Annotated in this window: 15 protein-coding genes; 5 read left to right on the forward strand and 10 right to left on the reverse strand. The window is 47.9% G+C overall.

Annotated features, from left to right (window positions below; genetic code table 11):
* Positions 1–11 precede the first annotated feature (11 nt).
* From D9T21_RS06745 to D9T21_RS06760, 4 genes are all read right to left on the reverse strand, one after another.
* On the reverse strand, positions 12–485 hold the full coding sequence (locus D9T21_RS06745) for a hypothetical protein (RefSeq protein ID WP_123324283.1): 474 nt from the start codon (positions 483–485) through the stop codon (positions 12–14).
* Positions 486–609: 124 nt separating this feature from the next.
* Positions 610–1,272 carry a phytanoyl-CoA dioxygenase family protein gene (locus D9T21_RS06750; RefSeq protein ID WP_123324284.1) on the reverse strand — a complete coding sequence of 221 codons (663 nt, stop codon included), beginning with the start codon at positions 1,270–1,272 and terminating at the stop codon, positions 610–612.
* A 536-nt stretch (positions 1,273–1,808) separates the two neighbouring features.
* The gene (locus tag D9T21_RS06755; RefSeq protein ID WP_123324285.1) at positions 1,809–2,210 is read right to left on the reverse strand and encodes a hypothetical protein; all 402 of its coding nucleotides are present in this window, start codon (positions 2,208–2,210) and stop codon (positions 1,809–1,811) included.
* Between the two features lie 257 nt (positions 2,211–2,467).
* Positions 2,468–3,652, reverse strand: a complete 1,185-nt coding sequence (locus D9T21_RS06760; protein ID WP_123324286.1) for a tyrosine-type recombinase/integrase — start codon at positions 3,650–3,652, stop codon at positions 2,468–2,470.
* 210 nt (positions 3,653–3,862) lie between these two features.
* On the opposite strand from D9T21_RS06760, the gene smrA reads away from it, so the two are divergent.
* Complete coding sequence (smrA, locus tag D9T21_RS06765) at positions 3,863–4,459, forward strand: DNA endonuclease SmrA (protein ID WP_123324287.1); 597 nt, start codon at positions 3,863–3,865, stop codon at positions 4,457–4,459.
* Positions 4,460–4,505: 46 nt separating this feature from the next.
* Here smrA and D9T21_RS22690 read toward each other — a convergent pair whose 3' ends face one another.
* The gene (locus D9T21_RS22690; protein WP_164464596.1) at positions 4,506–4,643 is read right to left on the reverse strand and encodes a hypothetical protein; all 138 of its coding nucleotides are present in this window, start codon (positions 4,641–4,643) and stop codon (positions 4,506–4,508) included.
* Between the two features lie 179 nt (positions 4,644–4,822).
* Positions 4,823–8,710, reverse strand: a complete 3,888-nt coding sequence (gene purL, locus D9T21_RS06770; RefSeq protein ID WP_123324288.1) for a phosphoribosylformylglycinamidine synthase — start codon at positions 8,708–8,710, stop codon at positions 4,823–4,825.
* A gap of 199 nt (positions 8,711–8,909) precedes the next feature.
* Between purL and D9T21_RS06775 the strand changes: the two genes are divergently transcribed.
* Positions 8,910–10,184 carry a membrane-bound lytic murein transglycosylase MltF gene (locus D9T21_RS06775; protein ID WP_164464597.1) on the forward strand — a complete coding sequence of 425 codons (1,275 nt, stop codon included), beginning with the start codon at positions 8,910–8,912 and terminating at the stop codon, positions 10,182–10,184.
* Positions 10,185–10,399: 215 nt separating this feature from the next.
* On the opposite strand, the gene tadA is transcribed toward D9T21_RS06775, so the two are convergent.
* Positions 10,400–10,891, reverse strand: coding sequence for a tRNA adenosine(34) deaminase TadA (tadA, locus tag D9T21_RS06780; RefSeq protein ID WP_123324290.1), 492 nt, complete (start codon positions 10,889–10,891; stop codon positions 10,400–10,402).
* A 230-nt stretch (positions 10,892–11,121) separates the two neighbouring features.
* On the opposite strand from tadA, the gene D9T21_RS06785 reads away from it, so the two are divergent.
* The gene (locus D9T21_RS06785) at positions 11,122–11,355 is read left to right on the forward strand and encodes a hypothetical protein (protein ID WP_123324291.1); all 234 of its coding nucleotides are present in this window, start codon (positions 11,122–11,124) and stop codon (positions 11,353–11,355) included.
* Between the two features lie 223 nt (positions 11,356–11,578).
* Positions 11,579–12,079: a type II secretion system protein gene (locus tag D9T21_RS06790; RefSeq protein ID WP_123324292.1), complete on the forward strand. Its 501-nt coding sequence runs from the start codon at positions 11,579–11,581 to the stop codon at positions 12,077–12,079.
* A 14-nt stretch (positions 12,080–12,093) separates the two neighbouring features.
* Here the strand turns inward: D9T21_RS06790 and D9T21_RS06795 are convergent, their stop codons facing one another.
* Positions 12,094–14,034, reverse strand: a complete 1,941-nt coding sequence (locus tag D9T21_RS06795; protein WP_123324455.1) for a cation:proton antiporter domain-containing protein — start codon at positions 14,032–14,034, stop codon at positions 12,094–12,096.
* A gap of 193 nt (positions 14,035–14,227) precedes the next feature.
* On the opposite strand from D9T21_RS06795, the gene D9T21_RS06800 reads away from it, so the two are divergent.
* Positions 14,228–15,127: a GGDEF domain-containing protein gene (locus D9T21_RS06800; protein WP_164464598.1), complete on the forward strand. Its 900-nt coding sequence runs from the start codon at positions 14,228–14,230 to the stop codon at positions 15,125–15,127.
* 44 nt (positions 15,128–15,171) lie between these two features.
* On the opposite strand, the gene tilS is transcribed toward D9T21_RS06800, so the two are convergent.
* Together tilS and accA are read right to left on the reverse strand one after the other, a co-directional pair.
* Complete coding sequence (tilS, locus tag D9T21_RS06805) at positions 15,172–16,518, reverse strand: tRNA lysidine(34) synthetase TilS (RefSeq protein ID WP_123324294.1); 1,347 nt, start codon at positions 16,516–16,518, stop codon at positions 15,172–15,174.
* Between the two features lie 84 nt (positions 16,519–16,602).
* Positions 16,603–17,559 (reverse strand): acetyl-CoA carboxylase carboxyl transferase subunit alpha, encoded by a 957-nt coding sequence (gene accA, locus D9T21_RS06810; protein WP_123324295.1) that lies wholly within the window; start codon positions 17,557–17,559, stop codon positions 16,603–16,605.
* Positions 17,560–17,567: the final 8 nt, after the last annotated feature.

Raw genomic sequence — 17,567 nt, forward strand, 5'->3', positions numbered from 1 at the left:
TAACGAGCGACTTAGATAAAATGGGGTGATCCGGGTCTATATTGATCGCTTACATTGTAGTTTAAATAACCAACACGATATGAAGTTACCATCGCAGTTTCTATTGCATGTGGCAAAAAGATTTTTAGAGTAGCACCGTTTTTTATTAACACCGAGTCCTGCTGGTTCTCTGGAACTCTATCCAGTTCAAGCGTATCGGGCATGGGGTTATTTGATTGAATTAAAACCAATCCATAATCATTTAAATTTGGGCTGACTTTAATAAATTCTGATGTGCTCATTTGTAGGTCGTAGATGACGTTCCTAACCTTTCCAAAAAACGAAGAATCTTTATTAATAGGAACGGATGTGTCCCACCATAGAACTGCTGGATTAGGCATATGACCTAAAAGCCAAACATATGGAACGCTTTTATCCAGAAACTGAATCAAATCTGTAACAACAGCGCCGTGGATATAGATTGATTCGTGATGTTGATTAGGCATCTAATGCTCCAAGGCTGCTAACGCTTAGCTTTGGGGCACAAATACGTGGGCGATAATCGCGAAGCGCCCACGTATTTGTGTCCCAGTGACCGAAGGGAACGCCAACAGCGTTTTGTTATGCGCACTATGCCCATTTAGCGCTTTCTGGTAGTTCATGGCTACTGTACTCCATGTGAATTATGCGGCGAGCGGTTGGCATTGTTGCCTTGCTTGAGGCATGTATGAGAAGAGGATGCATTAAGAGTGCATCGCCCGCATTAGCCTTGCAATAGCAACTTTGTTCCGGCCCACTATGAGCAAGGATTTCTGCTTGCGGTAAAACACCCAGTAGGTGGCTTCCAGGAATGACTTTCAAACACCCATTAGTTTGATCTGTACTATCCAGATGAAGCCTCACAGTTAACATTTTAGTGAATACTTCCATCGGTGGTTGAGCGTGGTTTACTCCGTCCTTAATAGTCCAGTTTTGCCAACTTGTGCATGTGATCTTTTTTGATACAGCTGTAGTTTTGTCTTGATGCCATGCAACTAACCAATTTTGATCAGGTGTTTTATTAAAGTAGATTGCTCTAGCCAATATTGGTTTACCGCCAATATGTGAAGCGACAAGTTTTAAAACTCTTTCTGAGTTGGCAAAAGAGTTGATGAATCTTGATTTTCTTTCAATGTTTCTGACACCACCAGAGCGGCTTGGTTGGGATAATTTGGATACAGCTTCCCTGAGGCTTAATACTTCCTCTGTGGTCGCAAAGTTATTTACTGATTCAAATCCATTTTCAGTGAACAAATGTCTGATACCTCATGGCGCATAACAACTTATTATAAAGAATTCACAGTAACACGCAGCCTTACTCATCCCTGAATTCCCCATATAGTTTATTGATAACAATACCTTACACCTGATTATGAGCTAGTTTCCAATGATTTATTTGAGTGTTACTAAGAATTCTCAGTAATAACGGTACTAATATTTAATAAAGTAATTTAAAAACAATGATATAACTAATAATTACTCTAGATGTATGTTTTTTACTGAGAATTCTCAGTAATTCCGGAACTGAATTAGCGTAGTTTCAAGTAATGTGATGGGGTTTGAGTACGAATTGAGAATGTCGGCTAAGAGCAATTAGAACTCAGCAATTTCGCCATCGCTTATGTCTGCTATTCGCTCTTTTCGGACATTAGTTTTTTATGGACTGTCTGGTTTGGTTGAACTCAAAATCCTAAACTGTCAGATCGTGTATGAGTCAGTACAACTTATACTGTACAACTTATACCCTCCTACCCAGAAGTAGTCTATTAAAAAGGGCTGCAAAGCAGCCCTCAGAGTAATTCAATCTGCTCAGTCCAGTCATCAATAGATTCAACTGAAAAGTAGCGGCGTTTGGATAGCCCGAACACATTCTCAAACTCATCATCATTCACTTCTTCAGAATTGATAAATTCAGTTATCTGAAGCTCAAAGAGTAAAAAAATAAAACAACGTTCATGAGGGAGAAAATACTTCTTCTGTAACTCCTCAGGAAGCTGCTGTACAAGCCCATCAGACAGTACAAAGCCATTAGTCTTAAATTTCTCATCTTTATGCTCATAGATGTAGTCAAGTGTTGCTGGGTTAAAGTACCAGGTAATCCTGAACTTATCCGGCCACTCTGTTCTTGTTGAACGTTTGAATTGATGAACAAACGTAATTTGCAGATCACTTGTATTAGTCTTCTTTGCCATTACTTAGTCCTCAGTTAGTAAACCTCAGAATTAAGTAGCATCGTGGCCGGAGAAATGTCCTGGTTTTTTCCAGGCTAGTCTTAGCCCTAACGTGGCGATACGAGACAGAATTAATGCTTGGGAGAATAAATGATTACTAAGTCAGATGGAACTCTGAAACAAGAGCTGTCTTTGATAGGCCAGCATGTGCTGGCCTATTTTATTGAAGGTCGCACTATCTGAATAACTCCAAACGGCTTTTGTTTTGCTTCGTAAACCTATGAGGAAATTATCCCGAATCCTTTATTTATAGCATCTCTAGCTTTACCAACTGAAATCTGAGCGTATATCTGAGTGTTTTTAACATCAGCATGACCAAGCGTCTGACTAATTGTCGCTATATCCACTCCAGCAAGAGCCTGGAAAGTTGCAAACGTGCGTCTTAGGTCGTGTTGTCGTAATCGGCAATCTCGATCAGTTGAATGTAACCCAGCCTTTATGATGATGTCCTTCCAATAATGATCACCTCCAGTCGCATAACCAGTCGCACTGAAACGTAATGATGGAAAAACAAATTGAACATTTGGATCGCGGGAATTATAGCGGTTCTGCAATATATGAAGAGCATGATTTGTTAAAGGTAGAAAGTAGGTCTTCTTCGACTTTGTTTTTATTGCAGGTACGATCCAGAGTTTCTCTTCAAATTTAACCTCTCCCCACTTCATAGATTTAACATTAGAAATCCTCGCTCCAGTAAATAAAGCGATAAGAAACATATCGGTATAGACTGGATGCTTATTTTCGTAAAGCGTTGTTATCAGAATATTGGCTTCTTTAGGGGATAGATAACGTGTGCGAGCTACAGTTGCCATTTTCTTTAACTTTGCCGCAGGATTGAACTCAAGAGGAAAGTCATCCTCATACTCCAAACAATAATTAAACATTGCTTTAAGAACAACTACACACTTATTGTGAATAGCGTAGCCCTTTCTATTCCCTAGCTCTTTGAATGACTTTGCCAGGAGTTTAGTCCCAAGCTCACGAACATCCAGTTTGCCGAATATAGGCTTGAGGTGGTTGTTATAATTCAAAGACAGAGAGTGCTGTTGATTGCCTTTTGTTGGCTTGAAAGACAGATGGTTTTGAAAATACACATCAAATGCCCGTTGAATAGTGTATTGCATACTTCGCACACTTGTTTGTTTTGCTTCTCTGCGATAATAATTCATCAATTCAATAACCCTATGACGGGCATCATCAAGAGTAAGAACGGAAACACAACCTATACGGATGTTGTAAGATTGTCCGCATGCTTTGAATCTGGCATAGTAGCTTGACTTGCCAGACGGGGTTATCGATAATTTAAGGTTTTGCTGTTTGGTATCGGAGTACACCACTGTCTTATCAGCGGGTTTTAATTTATCCACTCGGATTTGAGTGAAGGGAAAGTTGTTTTTTTGCATTTTTTACACCTATTTTTACAGTTAGTAAAGGTGTAAAAAAAGGTGCGAATACCGCGAAAAACGTGGTTAAAACACGTCCCCCAAGCCTTTAAGACCGCTCGATTCCGTACGCGGTGGGGACGCCAGCCAACTTCTACAGCTTCGATAAGTTCTGAACTTTAACGCCAGTCGCGCGTACTACTAATCAGAGACTTAGTGATCGGGGGATTTATGCGGGACGACGATCAGGATTTTGAACAACTGGATAGCTTTCAGGATTTCCTGCAGGAACTCGGCGATGTTAAACCGATAAACTCTGACGATAAGGTTCACCTTCAGCAAACCCAGCAAGCTATTGAAAAACAAATGCGCCGGGAAGCCCTGCTGGCCCAGAAACCCAAAGAAAGCCCATTAACCTTTGAAGGGGTAAAACCGGTCAAGCCGGATGACTTTCTGGAATTTAAACAAGCCGGCATACAGGATGGCGTGTACAAGAATCTGCGCCAGGGCAAATATCCAATTGAGCAAAAAATTTCGCTGGCGGGACTCTCATTGCGGGATTCCAGCATAACCCTGTATCAGAAAATTAATGCCGCCCATGAACGTGGCGTGAGGACTCTGCTGATTCATCATGGCAAGGGCGAGCAAAGTCAGCCCTTTCCTGCGTTAAAAAAATCTTACGTAAATCACTGGCTACCACAGTTTAATAACGTGATTGCCTTTCACACCGCCCAACCTATGCATGGCGGACTGGGCGCGACTTACGTATTACTGAAGAAACACCCTAATCAAAAGATGATAAATCGCGAAAAACAGGCAAAACGATAACCTGCCATAAATGACATAATTATCGTTAACTAATTAATTTTATTAATTATTTTGAAGTGATTTGTTGAACTTCGGTAGATAATTCAGCTGACTGGGCGGAGGTTCCAAACGCTGCTGTAACGATCATAAGCAGCACTGCAACAGCCACGCCGGTTAAGCCGAAACCTTTTGAAGAACGATTCATATTCGTCTCTTATTATTTCTAGACCACTGTAAAACTGAGCACAGCGATGTTAACTCATCCCCTACAAGTCCTTGTAACCACACAGCATTCCATACTGCTTGCACTACTTTAATGCAGTAGAAGGGCGCTGGCAAGGTGTCAGGACAATTATTTGACACCTTGCCGTCATTTTTTTGAAATTAATCAACAAAACGCCTTGCGTTGCGGAAAATGCGCATCCACGGAGAATCTTCCTGCCACTCGTCAGCACGCCATGAGTTAGCCACTGCTCTGAACACGCGCTCAGGGTGCGGCATCATAATAGTACAGCGGCCGTCGTCGGTCGTAAGGCCAGTGATCCCCATGGGTGAACCATTCGGGTTAGCCGGGTACTGAGACGCCACCTCACCGTAGTTATTTACATAACGCAGTGCCACTTTATCCTGCACAGACTGTAAGTCCGCTTGTGCGGCGAATTCAGCTCGCCCTTCACCGTGAGAAACAGCAATCGGCATTCTGGAGCCTGCCATATCGGCAAACAGTACCGATTTAGACTCTTGCACCTCAACCATGGCCACGCGTGCTTCAAAGCGCTCTGACTTATTGGTTACAAAGTGTGGCCAGTGAGCCGTTCCCGGGATCAGCGATTTAAGGTTAGACAGCATCTGACAACCATTACAAACACCGAGGCTGAAGGTGTCGTCGCGGTGGAAGAAACCTTCAAACTGTTCACGGGCACGCTGATTGAACAGGATAGACTTCGCCCACCCTTCACCAGCGCCAAGCACGTCACCATAAGAGAAGCCACCACAGGCCGCCAGGCCTTTGAAGTCTTCCAGTGCCACGGCACCTGACAGAACATCGCTCATATGCACATCGATAGCAGTAAATCCGGCCCGGCTAAAGGCTGCCGCCATCTCCAGATGAGAGTTAACGCCCTGCTCACGCAGAATAGCAATGCGTGGCTTAATGCCTTTGGCAATATAAGGTGCAGCCACATCATCGTTGATGTCGTAACTCAGCTTGGCGTGCAGGCCAGGATCTTTAACGTCTTGTTTCGCCTTATGTTCCTCGTCTGCGCATTCCGGGTTATCCCGTAAGCGCTGCATAGCATGTGTGGTTTCGGCCCACATGGCTCTGTAGGTAGTCCGCGCTTCGCTAAGCACAACTTCGCCGCCACGGGTAAACTCGATGGTGTCAGTAGTATTTAATGTACCTACGTTATGCACCATCTCGCCCAGACCATTTGCGGCGAATACGGCAAGCACACTTTCCACATCGTCAGCAGAGACCTGCAATACCGCACCCAGCTCTTCGCTGTATAGCGCTGCCAGGTCGTCATCGCCCAGCGAATCAAGCGCGACACTCACACCTGTTTTGCCGGCAAAAGCCATTTCCGCTACACTGACAAATAAACCACCGTCTGAGCGATCGTGATAGGCCAGCAGTTTGTTGTCGGCCAGTAAGGCCTGCACGGCGTTAAAGAAATTAAGCAGTAATTCCGGCGCATCCAGATCAACCGGCGTTTTACCTAACTGGTTATAGACCTGAGCCAGACAGCTGGCGCCTAAACGGTTTTTACCTGCACCTAAGTCCACCAGCAATAAGGCTGTCTCGCCTTTGTCGGTGCGCAGTTGAGGAGTTACCGTTTTACGAATATCCGTCGCCGCACCAAAGGCGGTGATCACCAGTGACAGCGGCGCAGTCACCGACTTATCTTCACCGTTGTCCTGCCAGGCGGTTTTCATCGACATAGAGTCTTTGCCCACCGGAATGGTCAGGCCCAGTGCCGGACATAATTCTTCACCTACCGCTTTTACCGCTTCGTACAAGCCCGCGTCTTCACCCGGGTGTCCGGCTGCAGCCATCCAGTTAGCCGACAATTTAATGCGTTTCATGTCGCCTATGTGGGCGGCAGCGATATTGGTAATTGATTCTCCTACTGCCAGTCGTGCAGAAGCAGCGTAATCGAGCAAGGCAACCGGCGTACGTTCACCCATCGCCATTGCTTCACCATGATAGGTATCAAATGCCGAGGCGGTGACGGCAACGTCGGCAACCGGTACCTGCCACGGGCCAACCATCTGATCACGGCTTACCAAACCGGTTACACTGCGATCGCCAATGGTAATAAGGAAAGTCTTTTCGGCAATGGCCGGTAAGCGCAGCAGCCGCTCAGCGGCATCGGCAACGCTGATCTCGCTGCAATCCAGTTCAGCAGAACTGTGCGTGGCGCTAGCCACATCGCGATGCATTTTAGGCGGCTTGCCTAATAAAACTTCCAGCGGTAAATCGATAGGCTGATTATCAAAATGCTCGTCGTTCAATAACAGATGTTGCTCTTCTGTAGCTTCACCAATTACCGCGAAAGGCGCGCGTTCCCGCTTACAAATAGCTTCGAACACTGCCAGTTTATCCGGCGCTACCGACATTACGTAACGTTCCTGAGACTCGTTACACCAGATTTCCAGTGGCGACATGCCCGGCTCGTCTGATAACACTTTACGCAGTTCAAAGCGACCGCCACGACCACCGTCGTTGACCAGTTCCGGCATGGCGTTGGATAAACCACCCGCGCCCACGTCGTGGATAAACTGGATAGGGTTGTCTTCACCTAACTGCCAGCAGGCATCGATAACTTCCTGACAGCGGCGTTCCATTTCCGGGTTATCCCGTTGTACCGAGGCAAAGTCGAGATCTTCACTGGACTGGCCGGATGCCATAGATGAAGCAGCACCGCCGCCCAGGCCAATGTTCATTGCCGGGCCGCCAAGCACGATCAGTTTAGCGCCAACCGTAATTTCACCCTTTTCAACGTGATCCTGACGAATGTTACCTAAACCACCGGCCAGCATAATCGGTTTGTGATAGCCACGTACTTCGGTGCCGTTAAAACTGTTTACTTCCTGCTCGTAGGTACGGAAATACCCTAACAGGTTAGGACGGCCAAACTCGTTGTTGAACGCGGCACCACCAAGTGGTCCATCGATCATAATGTCCAGCGCGCTGACAATACGGGTAGGTTTGCCATAATCGACTTCCCACGGACGCACTGCATCAGGCAGTTTCAGGTTCGACACGGTAAAACCAACCAGACCGGCTTTCGGTTTAGAACCACGACCGGTAGCACCTTCGTCACGAATTTCACCACCAGAACCCGTTGCAGCACCAGGGAATGGTGAAATTGCAGTGGGATGGTTGTGGGTTTCTACCTTCATCAGGATAGCGATATCTTCGTGATGATAAGTGTACTCATGGGACTGTGGTTCAGGGAAGAATCGGCCAGCCTGCCAGCCTTCCATTACCGCGGCGTTATCTTTATAGGCAGAGAATACATATTCAGGACACAGCTCGAAGGTATTCTTGATCATTTTAAACAATGATTTAGGCTGCACCTCGCCATCGATGGTCCAGTCGGCATTGAAGATTTTATGGCGACAGTGCTCAGAGTTAGCCTGAGCAAACATGTAAAGCTCGATGTCGTTAGGATTACGACCCAACTTCACAAAGTTATCGAACAGGTAGTCGATTTCATCATCGGCCAGGGCTAAGCCCAGCGTTTGGTTGGCTGAAACCAGCGCATCTTTACCCGCACCTAAAATATCCACCGAGCTGAATTCCCGGGGCTGATGCTTATCAAACAGCACCGACGCTTCCTCTGGCGCAGCAAACACGCTTTCGGTCATACGGTCATGAAGCGCTGCGGCTACCAGCTTACGTTGTTCATCTGTCAACGGCTGTGCCGCTGTCACATAGAAAGCACAACCACGTTCAACACGGGCAATTGCCGTTAATCCGCAGTTATGGGCAATGTCGGTGGCTTTACTTGACCACGGCGAAATAGTGCCGGGACGAGGAGTCACGAAAAAACATTCGCCGGTGGCAGCTTCCTGTGCCTGCTTCGGTCCATAGGTTAACAATTTATCCAACACCGATAATTGTTCTTCGGTTAACGCCTGTTGCGCATCAACTAAATGAACATATTCGCTGTAAAGGTGAGTAACGTCGACATCGGATTGCTGCAGTCGTTGGATTAATTTAGCTGTGCGGAAGTCAGATAACGCCGGGGCGCCACGTAGGACCAACATAGTTTGCTACCTAATTTGTGAGAACCGCCGGGTAGAAAACGCCAATCTGCCGTCGGTCCTGGTTGTGAACTTGTTTGGCGCGGATTATAGTGGAAAAGCGGCGGCTTGATAACCAGCAAGGGTTATTCAACCGTAATTTTTTTACCTAAATAACCCGATCCTGTGGTTTTAGCACTAACAGCAGTAATAAAGAATAATAATGAATCCCCTACTTCACCACTTATCAGGCAAAATTCTTCTTGTCGCAATCACCTTAAGCTGGTTGTTACCTGCCAGTGTCATGGCCCAGTCCACGCTCAATAGCGTTCTTGAGGAGCAGACTTTGAAGGTCGGCCTGATTAATGACAGGCACCATTACCATCTGACCGGAAGCGGCCCGACTGGCTTTGATTACGGTTATGCCCGAGGCCTGGCTGACTATCTGGGCGTCACCCTGCAAGTCGTGCCGTTTTACAGTGAGACAAAGCTTTATCAGGCACTTACCCATAACACTATCCATATCGCAGCGCCTCGTTTTCGCCCTGCTGCGATAAAGCCTGAGCTGGCCTATGGCCCAGTTTTGTTCACAACAACGCTGGTCGGGATAGGGCCAGAAAATGACGCAGCCCCTTGTTCAACGACAGAAGCAGGGCAACGCCTGGTATTACCTCACTTACACGGGGCGGTAACGGCCATTACCGGAAGCGACTGGCAGAAGTCTGACGGTACCGATAGCCTGACGTTAATAAATGAGATGATCGACAAGGCCGAATTCTGCACCATTCTTCCCGTCACCTGGCTAGCTGCACTTAGAGGGTATTTCCCCTCTTTAAACGAACAGTTATTGCCCGGCGCAACACTAACCAAACAATGGTTGGTGCGTGCTGGGGATACAGCGTTGCTCAGTACGCTCTATGAATTTACTCATTTAAGTCGCACCAATGGCTCGCTTGCCTTGCTTAAAGACGAGATACATGAACCCGAAAAAGTGCTGGTGAAACCCGATCCCAGAGAACTGGTTGAGCAAATCAATAGCCGCTACCCGGCCATACAGCAGGCTGCTGAGGTAGTTCAAAGTACGCTGGACGGCACTTACATCGCAGCTATCGATTATCTCCTCAACGACTGGCGGGCAGCGCCGCATGAACAAGCAAAAGAAAGCGACAAGCCAGCCATAAGACTGGCACAGATAGGCCGCAAGCTGGACAACTTGCAAGCGCAATTACCCGCCAGGATCCAGGGCTCTGATCGCACGTGGTTTATTCTGGCCGCCTATTATCTGGGCACAGAACATATCGAGGATGCCAGGCAACTCACCGTTGAGGCGGGTGCAAACCCGGATTTATGGGTCGATGTTAAGCAACAGTTACCGCGGCTTCAGACTGATTATTCAGCCACGCGTGCAGGATTCGCTCATGGCGCACAGGCCGTTACTTTTGTGGATCAGGTACGCTACGTAGCAGAAACGTTAACGCTGTTAATGAAAGGCACTTGATCTTTTGTCATATCACCTTCATATATGTCTATTAGAGTGAATAAGGTATTCACCGGGTTGGAAGAAGACAAATAACGCAACCCACTAATATTCATGGAGATTAATATGAAAAATACGAATAGAAGACGACATCAGATGCGTAAGACAAGCCAGAAAATTTTTCAGAGACGCCGTCAGTTTTTGAATTTTGACTTGGTACAAATGGCAAAAGCAAATTAACCCGCCGCTTTTGCCGCTTTCTTTTCTGCCCTTCGCCGTTTAAAAAACTCAGAAATAATTCCCCCGCAATCATCCGCTAAAACACCACCGCTTATTTCAAGCTGATGGTTCAGTTGCGGGTGCTGACACAGTTGCATCACACTACCAGCCGCCCCGGTCTTGGCATCAAAAGCACCGAAAACTAACCGATTAATGCGACTGTGTACCAGCAAGCCTGCGCACATAGGGCAAGGCTCAAGGGTAACGTATAACGTGGCATTAATTACCCGGTAATTCTCAATGGTCCTGGCCGCCATGCGAATAGCTTTCATCTCTGCGTGAGCGGAAGGATCGTGATCCACAATTGGCGTATTGTACCCCTCACCAATTATCTGATTGTCGGCAACAACCACTGCCCCTACCGGAATTTCGTTCATCGCTTCGGCCTTTGCTGCCAACGATAATGCATAACGAATCCAATGCTCGTCTTGACTAACTTGCTCACTCATTAGTGAAAAAACCCAATTCAATGGTCAAAATAGCGATAGCTATAATAGTCCCTCACCACAAAAACAACATAACCACTTGTTTTTAAGGACATTTAAGTTTCTGGCGAAGTACTTGCTATACTATTTCCAAACGATGCTAGTCGTCGCATCACCAACGCCGATATACTGGCCCGGTAAATGCGACGTTAAGCGTCTGATTATACGAAACTGATTAACGAAGGGAAAATATTATGAGCTTTTGGACTGCAGTAGTTGTGATCGTTGCCATTTTAGCCGGCACCATTATTTCCACATCCAAACATAAGGCAAAAAATAATAACGCTGATAATGACAAAACCAACGAGCTGGAAAAAGAAGTTGAAGCGCTCAAAGCCCGTATTGTCACCTTGGAAAAAATCGTAACGGACCCTGGCTATGACCTGAAGAAACAATTTAAAGATCTGGAAGACGATCGGGTTGCGTGATTCCCCCTCAAAATAAAAACACCAGCAGTAAAATGCTGGTGTTAGTTTATTAGCGCCCCAAAACCACTCACCCCATATCTATTGTGCCCGACTATTAGAGAAACGCCGTAACTCAACGCTAACCTCCCGAATAATAAGCTAATATTCTTGCCAACCAAGCAACTATAGAATATCTTTGCAGACGGATTTTATCGCGTTGCAAGCTGTTACAAGGAGTTGTTGTATGCGTCAGTCATCGGGTTTTACGTTAATCGAACTGATTATTGTTGTCGTGCTAATTGGCGTATTATCGGTAGTTGCCCTGCCAAAGTTTATTGATTTTTCCGGTGATGCCAGCCAGGCGACATTTCGTTCAACTGCCAGCGCGTTTAAGTCCGGGGTCGACTTTATTCACCTCAAATGGCAAGTGGCGGGAAACAACGAGGCTCAGCAGGATTTTATTGCCATCGCCGATCCGGCGGTAGGTGGTGATCTCAGCGTAAACGCCAATGGCTTTCCGGCAGATACCCGGGGCACCAGCTTAACGCTTAATAGCGACAACGATTGTCTGGATGTATGGCGAGCGGTGCTCAATACCCGTGATGCCAGCGTTGCAACCAACGACAGCGCGCTATACGAGGCGCAGTACAATAACAACTTCACCTGCACCTACTCATTGGTAAGCAATCCCTCATTAACGGTTGATTATGATTCCACTACCGGTGATGTAACCATTAATTTCTGAGCTGTTAACGCATTTCAGTAACCATCCAGAAGGTAGCGCTCGGCCCGTTCGATACGTCTTGGCTTGCCAGCAATTACCAGAATATCCCCCGGCATTAACTGCTCCTGAAAATCCTCGGCAATAAATTCCTGGCCGGCGCGCCGCACCGATTTAATTTTAACTTTATCAATCATCGCGGTCAGTTCATGCAGTTGTTTATCTACCGCAAAGGCATCGGTGCCCAGCGCAATGGCATGAATAAACTCCAGTTTATCGGCGGTGTTATAGCTGATTTCGGTTGTCTCGCCCGGGTAGAAACCGTGCAGGTGATCGTATCTCCCCTTGCGCTCTTCTCGTACCCGCTTAAGAATTTTTGACATCGGTACCCCAGCATAATGCATCACCTGCGAGATAAGCATCAGGCTGCCCTCCTGAAGCTCCGGCACTACCTGACTTGCCCCGGCGCTATAGAGCGCTTCGAGTTCCACATCCCGCGGCGTTCGCACCATCACATCAACGTCATCTTTTATCTGACGTGCGGCATTGATCACCAGCTTGGCTTTCTCTGCCTCAGAAAAGGTTACCAAAACCAGTTTGGCCTGTTCTAACCTGGCGCTGTGCAGCAGGTCTTTTTGCGTGGCATCGCCGTAAATAACATGCTCACCAGCACTGCGGCTCTCAAAGACCCGGATCGGATCAACATCAATAACCAGGTAAGGTACATCTTCCATGCTGAGCATTCTGGCCACCGATTGCCCTACCCGACCAAAACCACAGATGATCACATGATCGCGCATACCGCTAACATCAATCTCCGGCACTTCCGGCTCAATATTATCGTGCGTTACAGGGCTTAAACGATGTGCTAATTCAAGGCTGTGCTCAACTAACCAGGGCGTCACTGCCATACTAATGACCCCCATAGAAATCAGAATCGACGACTGAGTGGGGCTGATAACCGAATGACTGTTAGCGAGAGCGGCGATAACAAAACTGAACTCCCCCACCTGACAAAGCTTTAACCCGGCCGACCAGCCATCGATAGAAGAAATAGAAAACACGCTGGCAGACAGACGAACAAGTACGACCTTGGTAACCATCAGCAGGATAACGCCAAGTACAATCCAGTGGCCGTAACTCATCAACACTGAAAGCTCTAACTGCATTCCTACGGTAACGAAAAACAGTCCCATCAGGATGTCGCGGAAAGGTCGGATATCGGCTTCCAACTGGTACTTGTACTGACTTTCGCCAAGCATCATACCAGCCAGGAAAGCGCCCAACGCCATAGACAAACCAAAGGCATAGGTAAGCCCGCCTGCCAGTAACGCTACCAGAATAGTACTCAGCACAAATAACTCATCGGTGCGGGTGCGTGCCACTTCTCTGAACACCCAGGGCAATACCCATTTACCCACGGACATTAGCATACCTACCACCAGCACGCCTTTTACCAACGCCAGGGCCAACGCCATGGCCAGACTGGTTTCACTGTCACCAGATAGCAGCGGAATAACTATCAGGAACGGTACTACGGCGAGGTCCTGAAACAACAGAATACTGACTGCCAGTTGGGTGCGGACATTGTTTAATATGCCCATTTCAGTCACCTGCTTGATAACAATAGCGGTGGAACTGAGAGCCAGCATGCCGCCAATCACAATGGCCGCCGACAAGCTGGTGTCCACCAGCATCCAAACCGCTGCTGAGCCAAGCACCGTAGTCAGCACCATCTGCATTAGCCCGGCGCCAAATACCAGCGAACGCATTGCCATCAGTTTAGGCAGTGAAAATTCGAGACCAAGGGAAAACAACAGAAAGACGATGCCAACTTCGGCCGCGAGGTGCATGTCTTCAGGGTGAGAATAAAGGGCAAAACCACTGGGGCCGGCAATAATACCGGCAAATAAATAGGCGAGAATAGGTGGCAAATGGATCCGTTTGAATAAAGCCACACTCACCACTGCTATAAGCATTAACAGTACAATTTGAACGAAACCGTGTTCTACCACCTAAATTCCCCGCAATGCATTTTGGGCATGTGTTTTGCTTAGTTAATGGTAACGATACCATTAAGTCTAATCAAAGCACACATTTTCACAAGAAACGACATATTTTTGTCATCCTTAAAGTGAAGTGGGTGCCAGACGTTGAGTCAAGGGGCAGCACTTGGATATTTCAATGATTCAATTTGAACACGCTACAGCAGAAAGCGGCTTTCTTGGCGGTGCTGAGCCTGAAGTTTTGACCAGTGAACAGGTCAATACGGTGCTTAACCAACTTACCTCGACGATTGAAATATATACACTGGTTTCACTCTATTTTACACAGGTAAACAGATACTTGCCTCTGGTAGGTATCGATATGTCAGAGTTTGACAAAACATTGAATGCGGGTCTGCTCAGCAGTGAGTTTTCGGTTAGTCTGCCAGTTAGTGCAGTTCGCCTGGACCAGGGCAAGCACGCCGCTTTTGTGCGTTATATTTTTGACGAAAACTTGTCACCATCCCAGCGCCGTGTGCTGGCCACGTTACATCAGTTGTTTACCCGGCCGCTCACTCACGCCATGGAGTTCCAGCGGTTACGCCTGATGGCCACTAAGGATCCACTGACTAATCTGGGCAACCGTAATGGTTTTAATGAAGCGGCACAACGGCTAATTAACCGCCACACGCGCAACGGTCAGTCTTTTGGCCTGCTGGTGGTGGATTTGGATAACTTTAAGCAGGTCAACGATAAGCACGGTCATCAACAGGGCGACGAAGTGCTTATCACCACGGCGTCTGTGCTTACCGACACTATTCGTGGCCATGAAGAAGCCTATCGCTTTGGCGGCGATGAGTTTTGCTGTTTGCTGGATGTCAGCTGCCCGCGGGAATTATCGGCCATTGCTGGTAGGATCCACGACGCCATGCACGCCCACCCGCTACTCAAAGCGTATCATGTCACTTGTAGCATAGGCGGCTCATTATTGCGCGAGAACGACAGTATGGGAGATTTATTCGATCGTGCTGATAAAGCCCTTTACGAAGCAAAAGAAGACGGTAAGGACACTTACCAGGCCGCCTGATACGGCAACAAGTTGCCGATGGTAGCCCTCTTGTTTGCCACCCTTTACAGCGCGAAAAGCTGAACTAAAAAGCGATTCGCCCCCGTTGCAGAAAGCGCTATTATCCGCCCCTGTCCAACCAGCGCCAACGGCTGCTCTACATCGCTCAACAGTAACCAGTCACTGCGCTCCCAGGGCGGTATCTGCCATTGCTTAAACCATTGTTTCAAGGGTTTATGATGTGTCTCACCTGCCGGTTTAACCGGTAGAGACAATACCGGCTGGCTGAGTGAAAAACGACCTTCGGCAGCGACCACGCTTACAGAGCACAAAGAGCCCTCTTGCGGTTTGCCAACCATCAGTTGTTGCCGCTGTGGCTCGATGGCGACGAACTTCTGAGTATTAAAACCAACCGTTTTGAAAGACCAGGGCTGTTGCCCTGCGTCCAGGCAGTACAGACTATCCTGATAACGACGAAGCTGAATATTACCCAGCACAATATGAGGTTGCGCATCGGGCCTGGCTGCCAGCATTTGCTGAATCTGAGTCAGTTGTCGGGTACCAGGCATGGCCACCTTGTTAAGCTCAAGCCAACGGCGCAACAAGGCTCGCTGCCAGGCGGGCGAAGCGGCGTTTAAACCACTTACAGAGATGCACCCGGGTTTATCGCACAAACCTGCAAGCCGCTCATCACACACTTCATCCAGCAGACCCTGCTGCTCGGCACATAAACTGGCACTGCGCGATGCCGTCTGGCCAAACGAGGGCCAGCGTTTCAGTAATGAGGGCAGCACACTGTGGCGCAAAAAATTGCGGTCGAAGCTTTCATCACTATTGGACTCATCTTCTATCCAGCGCAGGCCATGTTGCTCTGCACACGCCACTATTTGCTCACGGCTGAGGGGCAATAATGGCCGGCTGACAGGTACTGAGTGCATTACGCTGAATGACGGAATACCTGACAATCCTTTCGGCCCTGCCCCACGCTTTAACTGGAGTAACAGGGTTTCAAGCTGATCATTCTGATGATGGGCAGTAACAATAACGCCTCTGGTCGCTTTTGCATGGTTGCACAAGCCTTCGTAGCGACGGTCTCGGGCGCAGGCCTCCAGACTTTCCCTGGCGCGAGGTTTTACCTCAACGGCAATCGCCGTAAAGCTTACGTTGAGGTCTTTACAAAGCGCCGCACAAAACTGCTGCCAGTCGTCGGCATTGGCACTCAGGCCATGATTGACATAAACCGCTTCAATGGATGGCAAAGCAAGCTCGTCGCTATGGGATAACTGCGTAAGTCCATGCAACAAAACCACGGAGTCGAGGCCACCACTCAACCCGACAATCAGTTTGTCTGGCTGCTCGCGGGCTATCAGCGTGCTGAAATGTGTGCTTAATGCAGAAAAAACCGGATCCATAAACGGGACTTTACCAGATGAAAAACGACAAATAAAAAAGGGCCGTAACCGGCCCTTTTGTTAACTTAATGGATTTGTTATGCCCTAGCAATAACCAAATGACATCAGGCGCTCATAGCGCTCGTCCATCAGCTTATCCAGCGGCAGCGACTGCAACTGGCTCAGTTGCTGTTTCAGAGTGGCTTTCAGGTTAGCCGCCATGCTGTCGTGATCACGATGAGCGCCACCAAGCGGCTCATCAACGATGGCGTTGATCAGGCCCAGCTCTTTAATCTGCTGAGCACTTACGCCCATGGCTTCTGCCGCCTGAGGCGCTTTTTCTGCACTCTTCCACAAGATTGACGCACAACCTTCCGGTGAGATCACCGAGTAAGTGCTGTATTGCAGCATGTTCACCCGATCGCCCACACCAATAGCCAGAGCACCACCAGAACCACCTTCACCGATAACGGTACAAATGATTGGCACCTTAAGCTCGGCCATTTCTTTCAGGTTGCGGGCGATTGCTTCACTCTGACCACGCTCTTCGGCACCTACGCCAGGATACGCCCCGGGAGTGTCGATAAGGGTAATGATAGGCAGATTAAAGCGCTCTGCCATCTTCATCAGGCGCAACGCCTTTCGATAACCCTCTGGCTTAGGCATGCCGAAGTTACGTTTAATCTTCTCCGGTACGTCACGACCTTTCTGGTGACCAATGATCATCACCGGCTGGTCATCTAACTTTGCCAGACCACCAACAATGGCTTTATCGTCGGCATAAGCACGATCGCCAGCCAGCTCATCGAACTCCTGGAAGGTACGCCCCAAATAATCCAGTGTGTACGGACGCATTGGATGACGTGCCAATTGTGATATCTGCCAGGCGCCGAGATTAGAGAAAATTTTGCCGGTTAACTCGGCACTTTTCGTGCGCAGACGGGTGATCTCTTCTTCGATCCCCACATCAAACTCACCGCCCTGATTTACCAACCGCAGCTCTTCTATTTTTGCTTCTAGTTCGGCTATTGGTTGTTCAAAATCCAAAAACTGTATACTCATTACGTGTC

The organism is Marisediminitalea oceani, assembly GCF_003731635.1.
In the GTDB taxonomy this organism is placed as follows: domain Bacteria; phylum Pseudomonadota; class Gammaproteobacteria; order Enterobacterales; family Alteromonadaceae; genus Alteromonas; species Alteromonas oceani.